This window comes from Mesorhizobium sp. WSM3879, from assembly GCF_002294915.1.
Lineage (GTDB): Bacteria > Pseudomonadota > Alphaproteobacteria > Rhizobiales > Rhizobiaceae > Mesorhizobium.
On sequence record NZ_NSFZ01000008.1, the window covers coordinates 141,715 to 163,496 of the forward strand.

Genomic DNA, 21,782 nt, shown 5'->3' on the forward strand with positions numbered 1-21,782 from the left:
TCGAGCCAGCCACCGCCTGCAAATCATTGCGAGACCTATCATGTCTTCCCACCACGACCATCAGAAAGGCCTGCTGATCACCGCTATCGGCGGCCTGGTGCTCACCTTCGACATTCCCCTGATCCGGCTCGCGGATGGCAGCCCGTGGACCATCATGGCGCTGCGGACCGGGACAACGCTTGTCGCCACCCTGTTGATTTGGGTCGTTTGGCGAGCGGTGCGCGGCAACGTGCCGAAGCTCATCCCCGGCTGGTCGGGCCTGGCGGCGGCGATCTGTTACGGCCTGACTTCCATCACTTTCGTCACCGCCGTCTATCATACCTCGACCGCCGACCTCGTCTTCATCCTAGCCTTCAACACCGTCTTCGCGGCGCTGCTCTCCTGGCTGTTCCTCAGAGAACGACCGCGGCTGAGCACCGTGATCGCAATGCTGGCGATGATCGTCGGCGTGCTGATCATTGTCGGGGGTTCGGTCGGCACCGGAAAACTGTTCGGCGATTTCATGGCGCTCTGCTCGGCCTTCTTCGTCGCACTCGCCATCACCATCTCGCGCGCCAGCGGCAAGGACATGGGCTTCACCGCGCTGGTCGGCGTCGTCTTTCCGCTGGCGCTCGCCGCATTCATGGTCTCGGGTGAAGGACTGCACGTCAACGCGCCGTGGTGGATCATCTTCAACGGCGCGGTGATCATGCCGATCTCGTTCTTCTGTCTCGCCGCCGGCCCGAAATATATTTCAGGGCCGGAGGTGGCGATGTTCTACGTTCTGGAGACGGTGCTCGCGCCTGTCTGGGTCTGGCTGGTCTTTGCCGAGGCTCCGACGGGAAACAGCCTGATCGGCGGCGCGATCCTGATCGTGGCGCTGGTAGCCCACTCGCTCTGGCAATTGCACGAAGGCCGCAGGCGCCGCGCGGCGCTCGCCGTCGCCTACCCGGCCTGAATTTTCCTGGTCTCAGGCGCCGTCTCGATCCGTGGCGGCCCGTTCCCTTCTTCAGCGGTAGGTGGAAGCTCATCCATCAGCTCGACCTCGCGCAGCCATTCGCGCCAGATGGCGACGAGCAGCGCCATCAGTACAGGGCCTATGAACAGGCCGAGGAAGCCCATCGTCTTGACGCCGCCGATCAGGCCGAAGAAGGTCGGCAGGAAAGGCAGCTTGATCGGCCCGCCGACCAGCTTCGGGCGCAGCGTCTTGTCGACGATGAAAAGCTCGACCGCGCCCCAGACGAACAGCGCGAGGCCCGCAAACAACTTGCCGCTGGCCGCGAGGTAGATCGACACCAGCGTAAAGGAGAGCGGCGCCCCGCCCGGGATCAGCGCCATGATGCCGGTAAGCGCCCCGAGCGTGACCGGCGACGGCACGCCGGCCAGCCAATAGGCGACGCCCAGCACCACGCCCTCGCCAATGGCGATGACCGTCATGCCGGTGACGGTCGATGAAATGGTGGCCGGCACGACACGCGAGATGCGCTCCCAGCGCGTCGGCAAGATGCGCTCGCCGAGGCGATCAACCTGCGCCGCGAAGCCCTCGCCGTCGCGATAGGCAAAGAACAGCGCGATCAGCATGAAAAGCAGCGTGAGCAGCAGGCCGAAGGCGCTGCCGCCGGCGGCCAGCGCGCCGCGATAGATGGTGCCGATGTTGGAGCCGCTGACCATCTGGATCAGTTCGCCGATGCCGCCGGGATGGCCGAGATTGGCCGTCCACTGCTGGTTCAGCCATTCACCGACGACCGGCATGGTGGCGATCCATTGCGGCGTGGCGGACCCGTTGCGGTTGGTCTCGATCGCCCACACCACCCACTCGCGAAGCTCGTTGATGGCGTAAGTGCCGGCGAGCGCTATCGGCACCACCAGGAAGGTCAGGATGAACAGGATCGCGAGGGTCGCGGCGATCGTGCGATTGCCGCCGACCCCGGCGAGCAGCCGGCGGTAGAGCGGCCAGCTGGCGAAGGCGATGACGAGCGCCGCCAGCACCGGGAACAGGAAGCCGTGGAAGAAATAGACGCCGGCGGCGACGATCAGCACCAGGAGCCAGCGCGCCGCCGACAGCGGCGGGATGACGGCTGCCCTCAGCGGCGCCGACAGACCGAACAGGCGCTGCCCTGGTTTCTGGATCTCAGCCCGCTTCAACCCTGCGGTTCTCCCCTGCCAGCTCCGATGGTTGCTTATGCACCATCATAGTGCAGCAATCGTGACGATAGTCCAAATGTTTGCGCCTAGCCTCCTCCCATGTGGGAGAAGGTGGATGGGCACGTAGCGCCGAGACGGATCAGGGATGTTCCAGCGGAGTGAGATGTCTGTGTTCCCTGGAACACCCTCGTCCGTCGCCTTCGGCGACACCTTCTCCTACAGGGGAGAAGGGGGAGCCTGGCTAGCCGAACTTCCCCGTCCTCGGGAAACCCTTCGGCACCATGCGACCTGCGGCTGCACGGGCGCCGATCCACTCGGCCAATTCCTCGCGCGATTTGGTGAAGGTGCGGTCGGCCGAATCCTGCCAGGTCAGCCCCGCTGCAATCGCGAAAGTCTTCAGGTCCAGCACGCCGCCGTCCTTGTATTTCTGCAGGCGCACACCCTTGCCGCGCGCCATTTCCGGGATTTCGGACAGCGGGAAGATCAGCATCTTGCGATTCTCGCCGACGATGGCGAGATGGTCGCCGGCAAACGGAATGCAGCGTTTGGCCTCGTCCGGCGCCTTGACGTTCATCACCTGCTTGCCCTTGCGGGTGTTGGCGATCACCTCTTCCTCGGAGACGAGGAAGCCGTTGGCGTCGTAGGAAACCAAGAGCAGCTTGCGCTTCGGGTCGTGCACGAAGGCGGTGACGATGTCCTGGTCGTTCTCCATGTCGACGATGATGCGGATCGGCTCGCCATGGCCGCGCCCGCCCGGCAGCCGGTCGGCGCCGATGGTGTAGAACTTGCCGCCGGTGGTGAAGACCAGGATTTTGTCGGTCGTCTGCGCGTGGAAGGCGAGCTTCAGGCTGTCGCCTTCCTTGAAGGCAAGCTGCGAATAGTCGGTCAGGTGACCCTTCATCGCGCGGAGCCAGCCCTTTTCCGAAACCACGACGGTGACAGGCTCGCGCTCGATCATGGCGTGCGCGATATCGGTGAGGTCATGCTCGGGCGCGTCGGCGAACTGGGTGCGGCGTTTGCCGAGCTCTGTCTCCGGACCGAACTTCTTACGAACCTCAGCGACTTCCCACTTGATCGTCGCCCATTGCTTGGCGTCGGAGGCAAGCAATGCCTCGATCTGCTTCTTCTCCTCGGTAAGGCCGTCGAACTCCTTGCGGATTTCGATCTCTTCCAGCTTGCGCAGGGCGCGCAGCCGCATGTTGAGGATGGCTTCGGCCTGATTGTCGGTGAGCGACCAGCGGGCCATCATCACCTGCTTGGGCTCGTCCTCCTCGCGGATGATCCTGATCACCTCGTCGATGTTCAAATAGGCGATCAGATAGCCGGCCAGGATTTCCAGCCGCTTCTCGATCTCGCCCAGCCGGTGTCTCGAGCGGCGGATCAGCACGTCGCGGCGGTGATCGAGCCATTCCCTCAGCACGCCCTTCAGCGACAGGACGTTCGGCACCTTGCCGCGCGACAGCACGTTCATGTTGAGCGGGAAGCGGCTTTCGAGCTCGGTCAGCTTGAACAGCGATTCCATCAGGATGCCTGGATCGACGCTGCGGCTCTTCGGCACCAGCACGATACGGATATCCTCGGCGCTTTCGTCGCGGACGTCCTCGAGCAGCGGCAGCTTGCGCGCCATCAGGAGCTCGGCGATCTTCTCGATCAGCCTGGCCTTCTGGACGCCATAGGGGATTTCGGTGACGACGATGCTCCAGGTGCCCCTGCCCTGGTCCTCCTGGCTCCATCTGGAGCGCACGCGGAAACCGCCGCGGCCGCTCTCATAGGCTTCGAGGATCGAGGCGCGGCTGTCGACGATGATGCCGCCGGTCGGGAAATCCGGCCCTTGGACGAAATCCATCAGCTTCGTCACCGGCGCGTCCGGATGCTCGATCAGATGAAGTGCCGCGTCGCAAAGCTCGGCGGCGTTGTGCGGCGGGATCGAGGTCGCCATGCCGACCGCAATGCCGGACGAGCCGTTGGCGAGCAGGTTCGGGAAGGCGCCGGGAAGAACGGAGGGTTCCTCGTCCTCCTCATTATAGGTCGGCCGGAAGTCGACGGCGTCCTCGGTGATGCCGGCAAGCAGCTCGGTCGCCACCTCCGTCATGCGCGCCTCGGTGTAGCGCATGGCGGCGGCGTTATCGCCGTCGATATTGCCGAAATTGCCCTGCCCGTCGACCAGCGGGTAGCGCATCGAGAATTCCTGCGCGAGCCGCACCAGCGCGTCGTAGATCGACTGGTCGCCATGCGGATGGAACTTACCCATCACCTCGCCGACAATGCGGGCGCATTTGGCGAAGCCCTGATCCGGATTGAGCCGCAAGAGCCGCATGGCATGCATGATGCGGCGATGGACCGGCTTCAGTCCGTCCCGCACATCCGGCAGCGCCCGGTGCATGATGGTCGACAGCGCATAGGCGAGATAGCGCTTCTCGAGCGCTTCCTTCAGATCGACCGGTTCGATGTTGTCGCCGCCGCCATTGTCTTCAGGCGGCAAATGCCTTTTGCCCATGGATTTGGACTAGCCGAGCGGGTGATTCGCGGCAAGCGCCGGGTTGGCAGTCGGCGGATTCGTCGCAAATGGCGACGTGAAGGATTTCACGGAAGCGGCAAGTTGAACATTCCAGTTTGCCCATTCTGCAACCGGCCCCGGCAGCAAGCGGGCTAACCGGCCAACATCAATCTGTTACATGCGCGCTCTATCTGGGCAGGCAACGCGCCGGCGCGGGAGAGCCGCGGTCTTCATGACAAATTCACCGCATCATGCAAAGCGTGCCGGCCGGGTTTGCTTTTCATCGCCGTTTTCGACAAATGTGCCGGGAAACGCCTTGTTCCCGACCCGTTCGTCGCGGAATGGTGATGGAGTAGAATTCAAAAACACTTTTCAGGACAGGGAACTCGCCATGAAAATTCAACGCTCAATGCTCAAGAAACTGGCTTTTTCAACCATTCTGCTGGCCCTGCCGCTCAACACCGCCTTCGCCGCCGATCCGGCGGTGGCCGACCGCGTCAAGGCGGCCCTTGCCGCCCAGGGCGTCGACATTTCCTGGACCGGCGTCTCCGGCGACAATTCGAACGCGGTGCTGCAGGGCGTCTCCATCAAGCCGGCAGCCGAGAAGGAAGCCGTGCCGATCGGCGACGTGAAGCTGGAGGGCATCACCCAGGCCAATGGCGGCTTCGAGATCGCGACCGTCTCGAGCTCGGCCTTCGAGCGCAGCCAGGACGGCGTGACGCTCAATCTCAGCCCCGTTGTCATTCACGGCATGAAGGTGCCGGCCGAAGGCAGCACCGACCCGCTCGGCTCGCTGATGATGTACAAGTCGGCCGAGCTCTCCAACATGACGGTCAAGGTCGGCGACAAGACAGCCTTCTCGATGGACGGGCTGGCCGTCCAGATCACCCCGCCGGCCGACGGCAAAGCGATGGACTTCACCGCCAACACGGAAAAGTTCAACGCCGACCTGACACTCGTCGAGGACCCGAAGTCGAAGGAGGCGATCCAAGCGCTCGGCTACCAGAACATCTCCGGTACGGTCTCGATGGCCGGCACCTGGCAGCCCAGCGACGGCAAGATGGAGCTGTCGAAATATGACATCTCGGTCGAGAATGCCGGCACGCTCGGCATGACCTTCAATCTCGGCGGCTACACCCTCGACTTCATCAAGTCGATGCAGGAGATGCAAAAGAAGTTCGCCGCACAGCCCGAGGGTGCCGACAATTCCGCGCAGGGCATGGCCATGCTCGGCCTCTTGCAGCAGCTGTCCTTCAACGGCGCCTCGGTGCGCTTCGACGACGATTCGCTGACCGGCAAGGTGCTCGACTATGTCGGCAAGCAGCAGGGCATGTCCGGCAAGGACGTCGCCAACCAGGCCAAGGCGATCGTGCCGTTCGGCATGGCGCAGCTCAACAATCCCGAACTGACGGCCGAGGTATCGGCCGCGGTCAACAAGTTCCTCGACGACCCCAAGAGCCTCGAGATCTCGGCCGAACCGCCGGCGTCGGTGCCGTTCGCGCTGATCATGGCCGGCGCCATGTCCAACCCGCTCGACCTGCCGAAGACGCTGGGCGTGAAGGTCAAGGCGAACGAGGACTGATCGGGGCGCTTCGCACCTGCGAGCATTATCCAACGGCGGTTCGGATGATCCGGATCGCCGTTTTCCTACGATCGGGGCCTGACCTCCTCGACGAAGGCGTTCGTCGCTCTATACATGGAGTATGTCGGACCACACCGCCCCGCCGTGACCCTCCTCGGGGTCTCGGGCTTGGCATTCCCGCAGCAATTGGTTGAAATCCGGGTGGTCGCCCACACGCTCCGACCCAATCCTTGAGAAAATGGCTCTGGGAGCGATGGCCAGCCGCCAATCGCTCCCGGAGCTACCATCGATTCAGGATGAGCCCCCGCGTCAGTCCTTCTTCGCGACGGCGACGCGCAGCGACAGCTCCCGAAGCTGCTGCGGGGTGGCCTCCGAAGGCGCGTTCATCAGTAGGTCATAGGCCTGCTGGTTCATCGGGAACATGGTGACCTCGCGCAGGTTCTTGGCGCCGACCAAAAGCATGACGATGCGGTCGATGCCGGCCGCCATGCCGCCATGCGGCGGCGCGCCATACTGGAAGGCGCGGTAGAGGCCGCCGAAGCGCTCCTCGACCGTCTGGCGATCGAGGCCGACCATCTCGAAGGCCTTGACCATGGTCTCCGGCAGGTGGTTGCGGATGCCGCCGGAAGCGATCTCGAAGCCGTTGCAGACCATGTCGTATTGGAACGCCTTGATGCCCAGCGGCTCCTGACCGCTGAGAGCGTCGATGCCGCCCTGCGGCATGGAGAACGGATTGTGGGCGAAGTCGATCTTCTTCTCGTCCTCGTTCCATTCGAAGAACGGAAAGTCGACGATCCAGCAGAGCTCGAAGCGATCGCGATCGACGAGGTTCAGCTCCTCGCCGGCGCGGGTGCGCGCGGCGCCCGCGAAGAAAACGAACTTCTTCGGGTCGCCGGCAACGAAGAAGGCGGCGTCGCCATCGGCAAGGCCAAGCTGCTGGCGCACCGCCTCAGTGCGTTCCTCACCGATGTTCTTGGCGATCGGTCCGGCGCCTTCGAGCTTGTCGCCCTCCTTGCGCCAGAAGATGTAGCCGAGACCCGGCTGGCCCTCGCCCTGCGCCCAGGAGTTCATGCGATCGCAGAAGGCGCGGCTGCCGCCGGTCTTGGCGGGGATAGCCCAGACTTCGGCCTTCGGATCGTTGGCCAGGATGTTGGCGAAGACCTTGAAGCCGGAATCGCGGAAATGATCCGAGACCGCCTGCATCTCGATCGGGTTGCGCAGGTCCGGCTTGTCGGTGCCGTAGGTCCGCATCGCTTCGTCGAAGGGAATGCGGCGGAATTGCTGAGTCACCGGCTTGCCGGCGGCAAAGGTCTCGAAGACGCCGCGAAGCACCGGCTCCATGGTGGAGAGCACGTCATCCTGCTCGACGAAGCTCATCTCGAGGTCGAGCTGGTAGAACTCGCCGGGCAGGCGGTCGGCGCGCGGATCCTCGTCACGGAAGCAGGGCGCGATCTGGAAGTAGCGGTCGAAGCCGGAGACCATGATCAGCTGCTTATACTGCTGCGGCGCCTGCGGCAGGGCATAGAAGGTGCCGGGATGGATGCGCGAGGGCACCAGGAAGTCGCGCGCGCCTTCGGGCGACGACGCGGTCAGGATCGGCGTCGAGAACTCGGTGAAACCAACCTCGTCCATGCGCTTGCGCATCTCGGCGATGATCTTGGTGCGCGCAACGATGTTCCTGTGCAGCGTCTCGCGGCGCAGGTCGAGGAAGCGGTATTTCAGGCGGATGTCCTCGGGGTATTCAGGCTCGCCGAACACCGGCAGCGGCAGCTCCTTGGCCGCCGACAGCACTTCGATCTCGCGCGCGAAAATCTCGATCTCGCCAGTCGGCAAATTGGCGTTGACGGTCTCCGGCAGGCGCGCTTTGACCTCGCCGTCGATGCGGATCACCCATTCGCCGCGCACCGTCTCGGCGACTTTGAAGGCCGGCGAGTCCGGGTCGGCGACGATCTGGGTCAGGCCGTAATGGTCGCGCAGATCGATGAACAGCAGCCCGCCATGGTCGCGCACGCGATGCACCCAGCCGGACAGGCGGACCGAATTGCCGACGTCGGTCTTTCTCAACTGGGCACAGGTGTGGCTGCGGTAACGATGCATTGTCATTGGTGGAGTCCGGAATTGCGGGCGAAAGCCCGGCTCGAAAATTGGCGCGAAAAGCGCATGAGAGGCCGTCTTTGTCAAGGCAAGCGGTCACACGCAGGCGCGGTGCCCCAGGTCAGGCAAAGTGGATTTCGGCACCCAGGCGCTCGAAATCGGCAAGGATGGCTGGAGGCGCCGTCTTGTCCACCACCAGATGGCTTATCGCCTCGGGCGCGGCGACGCGATAAGGCGCCGCGGTGGCGAGCTTGTTGTTGGTGACGGCGATCACGATGCCGGCGCTATTCCTGGCCATGGCGCGCTTGACCTCCGCTTCCGCCGAATCGAAGGCGGTGACGCCACGCGAGGCATCGAGGCCGCAGGAGCCAAGGAAGAACATATCGGCGCCAAGCTGCGCCACGGCAGCCAGCGTATCGCCGCCTACGCAGGTGCCGAGGTCGCGGACATACCGGCCGCCCAGCACAATCAGCTCGACCAGGGGCAGATCGGCGAGTGCCGATGCGACGCCCAGCGAATTGGTAGCGACCGTCAGCTCGATATCGCGCGGGATGGCCCTGGCGATCGCTTCGTTGGTCGTACCGCCGTCAATGAACAGGGCCTGTCCGGATCTCAGCATACCGACTGCGGCCTTCGCAAGGCGTAGCTTCTCCTCAGGGGCGTGGCGAGCGCGCTCGCTGATCGTTGCCGCTGCGAAAGGCGCCGGCGCTACCGCACCGCCATACACGCGACGCAACTGCCCGGCCTTGGCCAGTTCCCGCAGATCGCGGCGAACCGTGTCTTCCGAAACGCCGAAGCGGCTGGCGAGCTCGCCGGCCAGGACCTTGCCTTCCGCTGCCAGCCGGTCGCGAATAAATTGATACCGTTCCTCGGTGAGCATGCACGATCCTATTTCTTTGTGCATGTTCTTGCCTGTTTTGCGTGTTCATGCAAGAAAATGCGCAGTGCCGTCCGCCCTTCCCCGATGGAAAGTCGCAATGACCTTTGGCTTGAAACTCGCCCCTCAGCATCGCGTCTATGCCGGTTTCGCGATCTACTCCTTCGCGATGGGCAACATTTTTCCGCGCTTGCCGGACATCAAGCACGCCATGGCGATCGAGGACGGCACGCTGGGGCTCAGCCTAATCGGGACGCCGATCGGCACTTTGACCGCATTGACGCTCGCGACGCCCGTCCTTGAGCGTGTCGGCTTTCGGTGCGCGCTGCTCTGGCTCGTCCCGCTTCTGGCGCTCGCCTATTCGGTCGCGGTGCACGCGCCGGGGCCGCTTGGGCTGTTCCTGATGCTGCTGCCGGTCGGTCTGATGATCGGCAGCGTCGAGATCATCCTCAATGTCGAGGCCGACCGGACGGAGTTCCTGCTCAAGCGCCGAATCATGAACCGGGCGCACTCCTTCTGGAGCGCGGGCTTCTTCGGCGCCGGGCTGTTCGGCGGCGCCATGGCGCATCTCGGCCTGTCGCCGCAGTTGCATCTGGCGCTGGTGGTGCCGATGGTGACCATTGCAACGGCTCTGTTTCTCGGCGGCTTCGAGCCGGCGCCCGCCCGCTTCGCCAACTCCGGCGACAAGGCGCCGATGTTCGCACGGCCGACATTGCCGATCCTGGTCCTGGTCGCCGTGACGCTTTCGGCGATGCTCCTCGAAGGCGCCAGCATCGACTGGTCGGCGATCTACATGCGCACCGTCTTCGACTCCGGCCCCTTCGTCGCCGGATTGACGGTGGCGCTGTTTGCCCTCTCGCAGGCAACCACACGCTTTTTCGCCGACTCCTTCGTCGACCGCCACTCGCCAAGCGGGGTCGCGCGCGTGCTCTTGGCAGCGATGGCGGCCGGCGTGCTCATCGTCTTCTTCTCGCCGCTGCCGGCCGTTTCGATGCTTGGCTTTGCCCTGTTGGGCATCGGCAGCAGCGCCCTCTTCCCGCTGGCGATCTCCGCCGCCGCGCAACGGACGGATCGCCCGGCGGCGATCAACGTCGCGGCGCTCTCGCAGATTTCCTTCATCGCTTTCCTACTCGGCCCGCCGCTGCTCGGCTTCGTATCGGACCATTGGGGCATCCGCTCCGCCTATGGCATCGGCATCCCCTTCATCGCGCTCAGCCTGCTGACGGTAGGTTCACTTGGCCGGAGGCCGGCCGCGGAGAACATCCATGCGTTTCCGGGCGAGACACCTGCTACGGTCGAGCTGGAGATAGAAATACGGGCCGGCAAGGCTTAGGACACCCCTACCCCAATTGGCAGCCCATCTCCTCGACCGGGTGCAAGGATGTGAAGTTGCATTTGGGCTGGCGTTGACAGGATCTATGGTCCAAGAAGAGGTCACAGATCCGTGATTGCCTCTCTTTAATGTCGTCCATCCGCCCGCTTATTCCGCTCCTGATTGCCGCAGGCATCCTGCTTGGCGGCAACGGGCTGCAGGGCACGCTGATTGCCTTGCGCGGCGCGCAGGAAGGCTTTTCCGCTTCCGATATCGGCCTGATGGGCACGTTCTATTTCGCCGGTTTCCTGCTCGGCTGCCTGGCCGTCACGCGTATCCTGAAGGCGGTCGGCCACGTCCGGACTTTTGCCGCGCTGGCCGCGATCGCCTCGGTCGGCACGCTGCTTCTGGTGCTCGTCATCGACCCCGTCATGTGGTGCGCGGTGCGCTTTGCCGGCGGCTTCTGCTTCGCCGGCCTGTTCACCGTCATGGAAGCCTGGCTGAATTCCGGCGTCGGCAACAAGGACCGCGCCCGGGTGCTCGCCATATATCGCATGGTCGACATCGGCTCGGTTACCGGCGCGCAATTCCTGATTCCGATCTTCGGCGCCGGCGGCTTCGCCATCTTCGCCGTCATGTCGATGATGATCACCTTTTCGCTGGTGCCGGTCTCGCTCGGGGACCGCTCGAACCCGGCGCCTCCGGAAGACGTCAAGCTCGACCTGCCGCGCGTCTGGCGGATCTCGCCGCTCGGCTCGATCGGCTGCATCGCCGTCGGCCTCACAAACAGCGCCTTTCGCACGCTGTCGCCGGTCTATGCCGAGGAGATCGGCATGTCGGTTGCCGATGTCGTGACCTTCGTCAGCGTCGGTATTTTTGGAGGCGCCCTCATCCAATATCCGCTTGGCTATCTCTCCGACCGCCGAGACCGGCGCTCGGTGCTGTTGGCGACGACGTGCTGCGCCATGCTTGCCGCGCTGGCGCTGGCCTTCGTGGCGCGCGCCGACCCGTTCCTCAACTTCATCATCGTTTTCATCTTCGGCAGCTTCGCGATGCCGCTCTATTCACTATCGGCAGCGCATGCCAACGACCGCGCCGGCAAAGGCGAATTCGTGCTGATCAACGCGGCGTTGATGCTGTTCTACTCCTTCGGCGCGATCGGCGGTCCGATTGCGGCCTCGGCGGTGATGCAACATTTCGGGCCGAGCGCGCTGTTCGTTTTCAACGCCGTCGTCTATGCCGTTCTCATCATCGTGATCCTCTACCGCATGCAGGTGCGGTCGGGTGTGCCGGCCGGCAGCCGCAGCCGCTTCACCGCGCTTTTGCGCACGTCGACGCTGTTCGCGCGACTGGCGCGGCGGGGCGGCGATTCCGACAAGCAGGACTAGAGCTTTTCAGCGTTTCGCGGAAGCGCCGAACCGCTCTATCTCTTTGTTTTTACGCAATTCCGGACGGAAAACCGTTCGTCACTTTTCCTGGAATTGCTCTAACTGCGGCTTGACGAAAGCGCTTGCGGCTGAAATTGAAAGAGGCCTGATATGATGCCAAAAGCGAATTGATGCACGTCATCACCACCCAGAAAGAACTCGAGAGCGTCATCGCGGCGTTCGAAAAGTCCGAATTCGTAACCGTCGATACCGAATTCATCCGCGAAACGACCTTCTGGCCGATCCTCTGCCTCATCCAGATGGCCGCGCCGGGCGTGACGGCGCTGATCGATCCGCTTTCGCCCGACATCGACCTCAAACCCTTCTTCCGGCTGATGGCCAACGAAGCGGTGGTCAAGGTTTTTCACGCCGCACGCCAGGACATCGAAATCATCGTTCATCTGGGCGATCTGGTGCCGCATCCGGTGTTCGACACGCAGGTGGCGGCCATGGTCTGCGGCTTCGGCGACAGCGTCTCCTACGATCAGCTGGTGCAGCGCATCACCGGCGCGCGGCTCGACAAATCCTCGCGCTTCACCGACTGGCGGCACCGGCCGCTCTCCGACAAGCAACTCGAATACGCGCTCGCCGACGTCACCCACCTGATCAAGGTATATGAGCACCTCAGCGCCGAGCTGAGGCGCGAGGACCGCGCCCACTGGCTCAACGAGGAGATGGACGTCCTCACCTCGCGCCAGACCTACGATCCGCATCCGGAGGATGCCTGGAAGCGGCTGAAGATGCGGCTGCGCAAGCCGCAGGAGCTGGCGATCGTACAGGCGGTGGCGGCATGGCGCGAACGCGAGGCGCGCGAGCGCGACGTGCCGCGCGGCCGCGTGCTCAAGGACGATGCTATCTACGAAATCGCGCAACAGGCGCCGCGCGACGCGACTGCGTTGGGGCGGCTGCGGACGACGCCGAAGGGCTGGGAGCGTTCGGCGACGGCAACCGCGCTGCTCAGCGCCGTCAACACCGCCCTTTCCCTTCCGAAGGAAGCGATGCCCAAGCTGCCGAAGACGTTCCAGCCGCCGGAGGGCTCGAGCGCGGCGGCGGAACTGCTCAAGGTGCTGCTCAGGATCGTCGCCGAGAAGGAAGGCGTCGCCTCCAAGGTGCTCGCCTCGAGCGACGACATCGACCGCATCGCCGCCGAGGGTGATGCCGCCGACGTGCCGGCGCTGCAAGGCTGGCGGCGTGCCGTGTTCGGCGAGCAGGCGCTTAGACTGGTGCGCGGCGAGATCGGCATCAAGTTCGACAAGCGCAGGATAGCGGTATTCGACCTTTAAAGCGCGTCGCGCCGAAACGGATTCCGGCAACCGCTTCAAATACTTGAATTTCATGGCGTGTCGTTGTCCCAGAACCGCGCACGCTTCTGGGCGACATGCATCAATCTACACCGCCCCAAGCAGGTGCAGCGCGAACCAGATCCAGGCGACGAGAAGGATGCCCGCGCCGAGGAAGAAGGCGCGGCTGCGGTGCAGCAGATAGTTTCTGGTGAGATGCACCCAGGCGTGCACATAGCGCGTGACGACGAAGAGCCACATCAGCGTCAGCGTCAGGTAATTCACGCCATCGGTAACGAACAGCGCCAAGCATAGCACGTGAAAGAGGACCGGCAGCTCGAACTGGTTGATGAGGTTGTTGGCGACGGTAACGCTTGAGGCCGGCTCGGTCGAGCGGACCTTGTACTGGCTGATCTTGGCCTCGCCGGACTTCACGGCAAGATAACGCCGCTTCAGCATCACCAGATAGACGATGTAGACCAGCAGCACCTGCGCCAGCATCGGCCAGAAGATGGCGGTCTGGTTCATCTTGCCCCTACCGTTTAACGCCGCCGCTGCCCGGCAAGCGCCAGGACCGCAACGACCGCGAAGGGGATCGCCAAAAGCGTGAACTTTGTCACGGTCAGCGACGAGGCGAAGGCCAGCGAGTCGGGATTGGCCGACTGGAAATCCGACAAAAGCCGCGCCACGGCGAAGTTCTGCGCGTAGTCGGCGATCGTATAGGGCAACACCAGGACCAGTGCCGACAGCGCCTTCAATTGCGCGGGCATGGAGCGGAAAGTGCTCAGCCGCCTGCCGAAGGCCAGGATCAGGCTGAGCAAGGTGAGCGACAGCAGCGCCGGGAAGAGCAGATCAAACGTCAGATAATGCCAAACGATGATGATCTCGCTGCCGCGCCGGCCGAGCGCCGTCAGCCATGCCATGCCCTCATCCGGCGTGAAGCCGGTAACACGCATGTCGAGCGAAGGGAGCCCGCCGCTCAGGTGGCGGAAATAAAACAACTCGAGCGCCGTCATGGCGATGAAGATCGCCGCGGACGCAATCGAGAGCGCCGCCGCGTGACGCGACAGGCGCAACACCGTGACGATCAGGTTGCGCCATAGCCCCAAGCGATCCGGCCGCTCGTCCGCCTGATCAAAGTCCGCCCGGATAGTTCGGGCTTTCGCGGGTGATCGTGACGTCATGGGCGTGGCTTTCACGAAGTCCGGCGTTTGATATGCGCACAAAGGTGGCGCGTTCGCGGAACTCGGCAAGATCGCGCCCACCGACATAACCCATAGCGGCTTTCAGGCCGCCTGTAAGCTGGTGCAGCACGCCAGCCACAGGTCCTTTGTAGGGAACCTGTCCTTCGATGCCCTCAGGAACCAGTTTCAAGGTGTCGCGCACCTCGGCCTGGAAGTAGCGATCGGCCGAGCCACGCGCCATGGCGCCGACCGAACCCATGCCGCGATAAGCCTTGAAGGAGCGGCCCTGGTGCAGATAGACCTCGCCCGGGCTCTCGTCGGTGCCGGCAAGCAGCGAGCCGATCATGGCGGCACTTGCGCCGGCAGCGAGCGCCTTGGCGAGATCGCCCGAATATTTGATGCCGCCATCGGCGATGACGCTCACGCCCGACTTCTCAGCCGTCTCAACCGCCGACATGATCGCCGAGAGCTGCGGCACGCCGACGCCGGCGACGATGCGGGTGGTGCAGATCGAGCCGGGGCCGATGCCGACCTTGACGGCGTCGGCGCCGGCATCGATCAGCGCCTGCGTGCCCTCGGCGGTGGCCACGTTGCCGGCCAGGATGCGCACCGAATTGGAGAGCTTCTTCGCCCGCGTCACCGCGTCCAGCACGCGCTGCGAATGGCCGTGCGCGGTGTCGATGACCAAAAGGTCGACGCCGGCATCGATCAGGCGCTCGGCGCGCTCGAAGCCGTCGTCGCCGACGCTGGTGGCGGCCGCTGCGCGCAGCCGCCCCTGAGCGTCCTTGGTGGCGTGCGGGTTGAGCTGCGACTTCTCGATATCCTTGACGGTGATCAGGCCGACGCAATTGCCCTTGCGGTCGACCACCACCAGCTTCTCGATGCGATGCTTGTGCAACAGGCGCTTGGCCTCGTCCTGGTCGACATTCTCTTTCACCGTGATCAGGTTCTCACGGGTCATCAATTCGTAGACCTTCTGCGACGGATCGGAGGCGAAGCGCACGTCGCGGTTGGTGAGGATCCCGACCAGCCGGCCGACCGTATGACCGCCGGTGCCGCCGTTCTCGACTACCGGAATGCCGGAAATGCCATGAGCGCGCATCAGTGCCAGGGCGTCGGCGAGCGTGGCGTCGGGGCCGATGGTAACAGGATTGACCACCATGCCGGATTCGAACTTCTTCACCTGCCTGACCTGCTCGGCCTGCTCGGCCGGAGAAAAATTGCGGTGGATGACGCCGATGCCGCCGGCTTGCGCCATGGCGATCGCCAGCCTCGCTTCGGTGACCGTGTCCATGGCGGCCGAGAGGATCGGCACGTTGAGGTCGATGTCGGTGGCGATGCGGGTGCGGATATCGGTCTCGCCGGGCATGACCTCGGAATGGCCGGGCTGCAACAGCACGTCGTCGAAGGTCAGCGCCAATGCGCCGGTGGACGTCTCGATGATTTTTGCCATGGCCAGTCCTTTTTGAATGCGGAAAAGGCGCTGGGCCGAAATGGCCAGCGCCGACTCTCATCTTCCCTTTCAGGATTGGCGCTGGCTGGTAACACGTCCCGCAGGCGATGAAAAGCCGATCGTTGCGAGACGCTTCAGGTTCCTATTCCGCACCTAGGAGAGCATCCAGCAGAGCGTGCCGCGGCGATGCAAAAGGATTGACGACTGTTACACCGCCCCAGGTAAAGCCATCCTGCAGATCTTCCGACAGGAGTAGCCGGCAACCCGTTTGCGAAGCAGTCGAAAGAATGACAGCATCCCAGATGCCGAAACGATGGTCTGCCGCAAGATCGACAGCCTTCATCATCACTTCCGGCGTCGTTCCGGCAACCGCGAAGGCGTCGCTCCAGCTAAGCAGCTTATCCCGAGCTTCCTGGGAATGTCTTCCGGCCTTGCGGACGAGAACATTGAACAGTTCGCCCAGCACCTGGACCGGAATGACTGCGGCCTCTCGTGGAACGTTGCGTAGCAGTTCGATAACGACGTCGCGCTTCTCTGCGTTGTTAACGCCCTCAGCATAGGCCAGGACGTTGGGGTCGATGGCGACCTTCACCGATCGTCCTCATAAAGTTCATCGCGGGTCCAGTGTCCGGCATTGAGGATCGGCTGCCGTTCGAGGCGCGACAGCAATGCTGCGTGCGAGCGGGAGGCCACGCCCTCGTGCTTCTGCGCAGGCACGATCCGCGCCACCGGCCGCCCATGGGTGGTCACGACGTAGCTGTGGCCCTCGCGTACATCACGCAGGATGTGGGAGAACCTGCGATTGGCATCGGCTGCCGAAACGGTTTCGTCCATGGCTGCATAACCTGTAGTTATTTTCACTACAATAACCCAGAGGCTCTGTTTATCAAGCGGCGCGCGCGATGATTCCCAGCGAGGGTTGCGGTCGCACAAAAGTGACAGCAAATTAATGCGACATCCGGGCCAATTGGTGGTACCGCCCCGGCGTGCCGGCTCGCCCCCAAAGCCAGGCCCGGAATCGCGAAGTCAAATCAGGGCGTCCCCTTGAACCGCATCATCCCGCTCATCCTGGCGGTCGCACTTTTCATGGAGAACATGGATTCGACCGTGATCGCGACCTCGCTGCCGGCAATCGCCATCGACATCCACACCAGCCCGATCGCGCTGAAGCTGGCGCTGACGGCCTATCTCGTGTCGCTGGCAATCTTCATTCCGATTAGCGGCTGGATGGCGGACCGGTTCGGGGCCAAGAACGTGTTTCGCGCCGCGATCGCCGTCTTCATTGCCGGCTCGGTCGCCTGCGCCTTCTCCAATTCGCTGCCGGCCTTCGTGGTGTCGCGTTTCCTGCAAGGCATGGGCGGCGCCATGATGACGCCGGTCGGGCGCCTGGTGCTGGTGCGCGCGACGCCAAAGAGCGAGCTCGTCGCGGCGATGTCATGGCTGACGGTGCCGGCGCTGGTCGGGCCGTTGGTCGGCCCGCCGATCGGCGGCTTCATCACCACCTATTTCACTTGGCACTGGATCTTTTTGATCAACGTGCCGATCGGGCTTTTGGGCATCTGGCTTGCCACCCGCTATTTGCCGGAAACCGACCCCGCCAAAACGCCGCCGCTCGACTTCCCGGGCTTCGTGCTCAGCGGCCTCGCGGCGTCCGGCATCGTCTTCGGCCTCTCGGTGGTCAGCCTCCCCGCTTTGCCGCCGATCGCCGGCTTCATTACCGTTGCCGTCGGCCTGGTTTCGGGCGTGCTTTATCTGCTGCATGCTCGGCGCGCCAGGAACCCGCTGTTGGCGCTGGAGCTCTTCAGAAACCAGGTGTTCCGCTCCTCCGTGCTCGGCGGCTCGCTGTTCCGCATCGGCATCGGCGCGGTGCCTTTCCTGCTGCCGCTGATGTTCCAGATCGGCTTCGGGCTGACGCCGTTCCAGTCCGGTATGATCACCTTCGTCTCCGCGGTCGGCGCCATCGGCATGAAGTTCGTCACCGCGCTGCTCTTCAGGCTCGCCGGGTTCCGGCGGGTGCTGATCTGGGGATCGCTGATCGCCGCCGGCTCGATTGCCATCTACGGCCTTTTCACCCCCGCAACCCCCTATGCGCTGATGCTCGCGATCCTTTTGGTCGGCGGCTTCATCCGCTCGATGTTCTTCACCGGCGTCAACGCGCTGTCCTACGCCGAAGTATCGACCGCCGACACCAGCAAGGCGACGCCGATCGTTGCCGTGTTCCAGCAGTTGTCGATCGCGCTCGGCGTGGCGCTGGCCGGCGGCATCCTCGAAGTGTCGACTTCGATCCATGGCGGCCCGCTGATGCTTGGCGATTTCCACATCGCCTTCTTCATCGTCGCGGCGGTTTCGGCGGCGGCATCGCTGACCTTCATGCGGCTGGCGCCGGACGCCGGCAATGCCGTGTCGGGACATGGCAAATTGACGACGCCGAAGACGCTAGAGGCGGTGGGGACCGCAGGGAAATGAGCGCCACCTTCACTTCTCCCCTGACAAGGGGGAAGGTTAGGCGCTACCCTTGAACTCCTTCGCCAGCAAGTAAAGCTCCACCGACTCGTCGCGCGAGGCCGGCGGCTTCACATGATGAACCGAGCGGAAATTCTGCTTGAGCCGCGAGAGCAGCTCGTTCTCGGCCCCGCCCTGAAAGGTCTTGGCGAGGAAATGGCCGCCGGGCTTCAAAACCTGCAGCGCGAAATCCGCCGCCACTTCGCACAAATGCATGGTGCGCAGATGATCGGTCCGGCGGTGCCCGGTGGTGGGGGCCGCCATGTCCGACAGCACGACATCGGGCTGACCGCCGAGCGCCTCTGACAGCTTTTGCGGCGCATCATGATCGAGGAAATCCATCTGCAGGATGACAGCGCCCGGCACCGCGTCCATCTCAAGATAGTCGATGCCGACGACGTGCGGATTTTCCGCGCTCGATTTGGTGCGGGCCGCCGCCACCTGGCACCAGCCGCCGGGCGCGGCGCCGAGGTCGATCACCTTCATGCCGGGTTTCAGAAGATGATGCTTGTCGTCGATCTCGGTGAGCTTGTAGGCGGCGCGCGAACGGTAACCATCGGCCTTGGAGCGCTGCACATAGGGGTCGTTCATGTGCCGCTCGAGCCAGCGGCGCGAGGATTCCTTCAGGCCGCTCTTCTTCTTGATCCGGGTCTTCAGCACGCGCATGCCGGCCGAGCCCGGCTTCTCTGGCTTCCTGCTCATTATCGGCCACGCCCGTCATGACGCCAGACGCCGTCATCGGCCATCAGTTCGCTCAATATGCCTTCGCGCAGGCCGCGGTCGGCGACCCGCAGCCGCTCCGACGGCCACACGCCGCGGATCGCTTCCAGGATGGCGCAGCCGGCCAGCACCAGGTCGGCGCGGTCGGCGCCAATGCAGGGATTGGCGACGCGCTGCTGGAAATCCCAGCCGATCAGTTTTTCCACCATGCGGTCGACGCTCTGACGGTCCATCCACAGCCCGTCGACGCGGCGGCGATCGTAGCGCTCGAGGTCGAGATGGACGCCGGCCAGCGTCGTCACCGTGCCGGAGGTGCCGAGCAGATGGAAATTGGGGCTGGCGAGCACATGCGCGAGCCGGTCGCGCCCGTCGAAGGCCTTGAGCCGCACCGCAACGTCATCGACCATGGCGGCGAAGGTCTCGCGCGTCACCGTGCGGCCGCCGAAACGTTCGGCGAGCGAGACGACACCCACGGGCAGCGACGTCCAGGAGACGATGTGGTTGGCAAGCTGCGGCGAGCGCTGACCGCGCGTGAGGTCGATCAACGCGATCTCGGACGAGCCGCCGCCGATGTCGAACAGCACCACGCCGCGCGTTTCGCGCTCGACCAGCGAGCCGCAGCCGGAGACGGCCAGCCGGGCCTCGGTCTGGCGATCGATGATCTCCAGCTTCAGACCGGCCTCGCGCTCGACCCGTTCGAGGAACTCGACGCCGTTTTCGGCCGAGCGGCAGGCCTCGGTGGCGATTAGCCTCGCCTTCCTGATCTTGCGGTTGCGCAGCTTGTCTCCGCAGACCTTCAACGCCTCGACGGCACGGTCCATGGCCGCCTGGCCGAGCCGGCCGCTGGCCGAAAGCCCCTCGCCCAGCCTGACAATGCGCGAGAACGCATCGATGACGCGGAACTGGCCGTGGCGGGCGGGCACCGCGACCAGCAGCCGGCAATTGTTGGTGCCGAGATCGAGCGCTGCGAATACCGGCAGTTCCTGATGCGGGCGCGCGCCATTCGGAAGCGACGGTCGCGGCTGGGGGACGATCGGCGCGGGTTCAGGCGCGAGGCTGGCGGGAGCGGCGACGGACCCCGGCGAGGGTATTCCGCCGTTCTCATCACGTGCGAAAACCTTGCGGCCTCGCCTGCGCTTGCGGCGCTTGCGCGTTTTGCCTTTCTGGTTCTCGCCTTGATTGTCGGCATGTCTTGCGTGAGCGCCCGCATGGCGGCTGAAACGCCCCGCGGGCGGGCCCGCCGGTACCGCCGGCGATGCCCCGGACACGCCCACTGCCGACGCGCCCGCGCCGGTATCGTGGTCTTCCACTTCAATTCCTTTCGGCGCCGCGCGAACCAGCAAGGACGCAGCAGGCACCTCGATTTGTTTCAAGTTGAGAACAGACTAGCAGCGCGCTTTGCAATCACCAAGAGCGCATGCCCCGATTTTTGGCGCCGTCACGCAGGGGCCACCTCATGCCGGTTGAATAGCCGGCTTCAATCAGGCATGTCTCAATGAGACTTGGAACGGGTTTGGGCGACATCATAGCAATGAGCTTAAATCGCATGACGACGACGCCATGAACTGGACGCGCTATTTCTGGCCCGTCATCGGCATGGCGGCCGTGGTGTTCTCGCTCTGGCTGCTCATCCATGAGTTGCGCGGCATCTCACTCGACGACGTCTGGGCCGGTATCGTCGCCATCCCCCCGCGCGCCTGGGTGCTGGCGGCGCTGAGCTCAGTCGTCGCCTATGCCTCCCTCGCCGGCTACGACCACATTGCGCTGCTCCACATCGGCAAGAAAGTTTCGTGGCTGTTCGTCACGCTCTGCTCCTTCACCACCTATGCGCTGTCGCACAATATCGGCGGCTCGGTGCTGTCGGGCGCGGTGATCCGCTACCGCGCCTATGGCACCAGGGGGCTGACCGGTCAGGATGTCGGCGTTCTGGTGGCGATCTGCTGGATCACCTTCGTGCTCTCCAGCCTGCTTGTCGGGGGCCTCGTGCTGGTGCTGGAGCCGCAGATCGTCGACCGTTTTACCACGACCCCGCACCACGAGCTGGCAACAGCCGCCGGCCTCGCCATGCTGATCCTGGTTGCGGTCTATGTGTTCTGCAGCTGGCTGCATCTGAGCCCGCTCAAGGTCGGCAGCTTCCAGCTGCATTACCCGGCACTGCCGATCGTGGCGCGGCAATTGCTGATCGGCCCGGTCGAGCTGCTCGCGGCGGCGGCCATCATCTACTTTGCCTTGCCGGCGGCCGGCAATCCCGGCTATTTCGTCGTGCTCGGCGTCTTCATGATATCCTTTTCGGTCGGGTTGCTGTCGCATGCGCCGGGCGCCCTCGGCGTCTTCGAGGTGGTCTTCCTGGCCGGACTGTCGCACATGGATCCGGTCGGCGTGCTCGCCGCACTCCTGGTGTTCCGCCTGTTCTACCTGATCATCCCGCTGCTGATCGGGCTCGGCGTGGTGCTGTTCTTCGAGCATTCGCAATACAGCCGCGGCGAAGGCTGAGCGTCCCCATGCGGCCCGCGATCGAATGAGAAAAAGGCTGCGGTTGAACTGCGGCGCGGGGTTGACTATTTTCGGATGGCGGCTACAAGGCAGCGCTCGCGGCGCTTGAGCCGCCCGCTTCGCGCGGCACCAACCGCGCCTGCTGGGGAATAGGTTAACGGTAGACCAGCGGACTCTGACTCCGTTAGTCCTGGTTCGAATCCAGGTTCCCCAGCCAACGAAATATCCAAGCAGAAC

The 21,782-nt window shown here is 64.1% G+C and carries 18 protein-coding genes and 1 tRNA gene; 8 read left to right on the top strand and 11 right to left on the bottom strand.

Features of this window, described 5'->3' with window-relative positions; translation table 11 throughout:
- Nucleotides 1–40 precede the first annotated feature (40 nt).
- Nucleotides 41–937, top strand: a complete 897-nt coding sequence (locus CK218_RS19320; RefSeq protein ID WP_095783239.1) for a DMT family transporter — start codon at nt 41–43, stop codon at nt 935–937.
- On the opposite strand, the gene CK218_RS19325 is transcribed toward CK218_RS19320, so the two are convergent.
- Nucleotides 925–2,124: an AI-2E family transporter gene (locus tag CK218_RS19325; protein WP_095828557.1), complete on the bottom strand. Its 1,200-nt coding sequence runs from the start codon at nt 2,122–2,124 to the stop codon at nt 925–927. The two genes, CK218_RS19320 and CK218_RS19325, sit on opposite strands and share 13 nt — an antisense overlap.
- 241 nt (nt 2,125–2,365) lie before the next feature.
- On the bottom strand, nt 2,366–4,621 hold the full coding sequence (parC, locus tag CK218_RS19330) for a DNA topoisomerase IV subunit A (RefSeq protein WP_095828558.1): 2,256 nt from the start codon (nt 4,619–4,621) through the stop codon (nt 2,366–2,368).
- 391 nt (nt 4,622–5,012) lie between these two features.
- On the opposite strand from parC, the gene CK218_RS19335 reads away from it, so the two are divergent.
- Entirely contained in the window at nt 5,013–6,203 is a 1,191-nt protein-coding gene (locus CK218_RS19335; protein ID WP_095828559.1) for a hypothetical protein, read from the top strand.
- Nucleotides 6,204–6,512: 309 nt separating this feature from the next.
- Here the strand turns inward: CK218_RS19335 and aspS are convergent, their stop codons facing one another.
- On the bottom strand, nt 6,513–8,300 hold the full coding sequence (gene aspS, locus CK218_RS19340; protein ID WP_179294546.1) for an aspartate--tRNA ligase: 1,788 nt from the start codon (nt 8,298–8,300) through the stop codon (nt 6,513–6,515).
- Between the two features lie 118 nt (nt 8,301–8,418).
- Nucleotides 8,419–9,177, bottom strand: a complete 759-nt coding sequence (locus CK218_RS19345; RefSeq protein WP_095828561.1) for a DeoR/GlpR family DNA-binding transcription regulator — start codon at nt 9,175–9,177, stop codon at nt 8,419–8,421.
- Between the two features lie 97 nt (nt 9,178–9,274).
- On the opposite strand from CK218_RS19345, the gene CK218_RS19350 reads away from it, so the two are divergent.
- From CK218_RS19350 to rnd, 3 genes are all read left to right on the top strand, one after another.
- The gene (locus CK218_RS19350; protein WP_095828562.1) at nt 9,275–10,507 is read left to right on the top strand and encodes an MFS transporter; all 1,233 of its coding nucleotides are present in this window, start codon (nt 9,275–9,277) and stop codon (nt 10,505–10,507) included.
- A gap of 128 nt (nt 10,508–10,635) precedes the next feature.
- Nucleotides 10,636–11,874, top strand: a complete 1,239-nt coding sequence (locus CK218_RS19355) for an MFS transporter (RefSeq protein WP_067329973.1) — start codon at nt 10,636–10,638, stop codon at nt 11,872–11,874.
- 170 nt (nt 11,875–12,044) lie between these two features.
- Complete coding sequence (gene rnd, locus CK218_RS19360) at nt 12,045–13,196, top strand: ribonuclease D (RefSeq protein WP_067000650.1); 1,152 nt, start codon at nt 12,045–12,047, stop codon at nt 13,194–13,196.
- 105 nt (nt 13,197–13,301) lie between these two features.
- Here rnd and CK218_RS19365 read toward each other — a convergent pair whose 3' ends face one another.
- From CK218_RS19365 to CK218_RS19385, 5 genes are all read right to left on the bottom strand, one after another.
- Nucleotides 13,302–13,721, bottom strand: a complete 420-nt coding sequence (locus CK218_RS19365; RefSeq protein WP_095828563.1) for an MAPEG family protein — start codon at nt 13,719–13,721, stop codon at nt 13,302–13,304.
- A gap of 14 nt (nt 13,722–13,735) precedes the next feature.
- Entirely contained in the window at nt 13,736–14,284 is a 549-nt protein-coding gene (locus CK218_RS19370) for a hypothetical protein (RefSeq protein WP_245435101.1), read from the bottom strand.
- A gap of 43 nt (nt 14,285–14,327) precedes the next feature.
- The gene (gene guaB / locus CK218_RS19375) at nt 14,328–15,830 is read right to left on the bottom strand and encodes an IMP dehydrogenase (protein ID WP_095828564.1); all 1,503 of its coding nucleotides are present in this window, start codon (nt 15,828–15,830) and stop codon (nt 14,328–14,330) included.
- A gap of 142 nt (nt 15,831–15,972) precedes the next feature.
- Complete coding sequence (locus CK218_RS19380) at nt 15,973–16,422, bottom strand: PIN domain-containing protein (protein ID WP_095778616.1); 450 nt, start codon at nt 16,420–16,422, stop codon at nt 15,973–15,975.
- Nucleotides 16,419–16,664, bottom strand: a complete 246-nt coding sequence (locus CK218_RS19385; protein ID WP_095783229.1) for a type II toxin-antitoxin system prevent-host-death family antitoxin — start codon at nt 16,662–16,664, stop codon at nt 16,419–16,421. The genes CK218_RS19380 and CK218_RS19385 overlap by 4 nt, the downstream gene beginning before the upstream one ends.
- A 210-nt stretch (nt 16,665–16,874) precedes the next feature.
- On the opposite strand from CK218_RS19385, the gene CK218_RS19390 reads away from it, so the two are divergent.
- Nucleotides 16,875–18,296 (top strand): MFS transporter, encoded by a 1,422-nt coding sequence (locus tag CK218_RS19390; protein WP_095828565.1) that lies wholly within the window; start codon nt 16,875–16,877, stop codon nt 18,294–18,296.
- A 36-nt stretch (nt 18,297–18,332) separates the two neighbouring features.
- On the opposite strand, the gene CK218_RS19395 is transcribed toward CK218_RS19390, so the two are convergent.
- Nucleotides 18,333–19,034, bottom strand: coding sequence for an RlmE family RNA methyltransferase (locus CK218_RS19395; RefSeq protein ID WP_095828566.1), 702 nt, complete (start codon nt 19,032–19,034; stop codon nt 18,333–18,335).
- A complete protein-coding gene (locus CK218_RS19400; RefSeq protein ID WP_067000993.1) occupies nt 19,034–20,362 on the bottom strand; it encodes a Ppx/GppA phosphatase family protein in 1,329 nt (442 codons plus the stop codon). The genes CK218_RS19395 and CK218_RS19400 overlap by 1 nt, the downstream gene beginning before the upstream one ends.
- Before the next feature lie 250 nt (nt 20,363–20,612).
- Here CK218_RS19400 and CK218_RS19405 point away from each other — a divergent pair, with 250 nt between their 5' ends.
- A complete protein-coding gene (locus tag CK218_RS19405) occupies nt 20,613–21,545 on the top strand; it encodes a YbhN family protein (protein ID WP_095828567.1) in 933 nt (310 codons plus the stop codon).
- 143 nt (nt 21,546–21,688) lie between these two features.
- Nucleotides 21,689–21,762: transfer RNA gene (locus CK218_RS19410), tRNA-Gln, on the top strand.
- Nucleotides 21,763–21,782 lie beyond the last annotated feature (20 nt).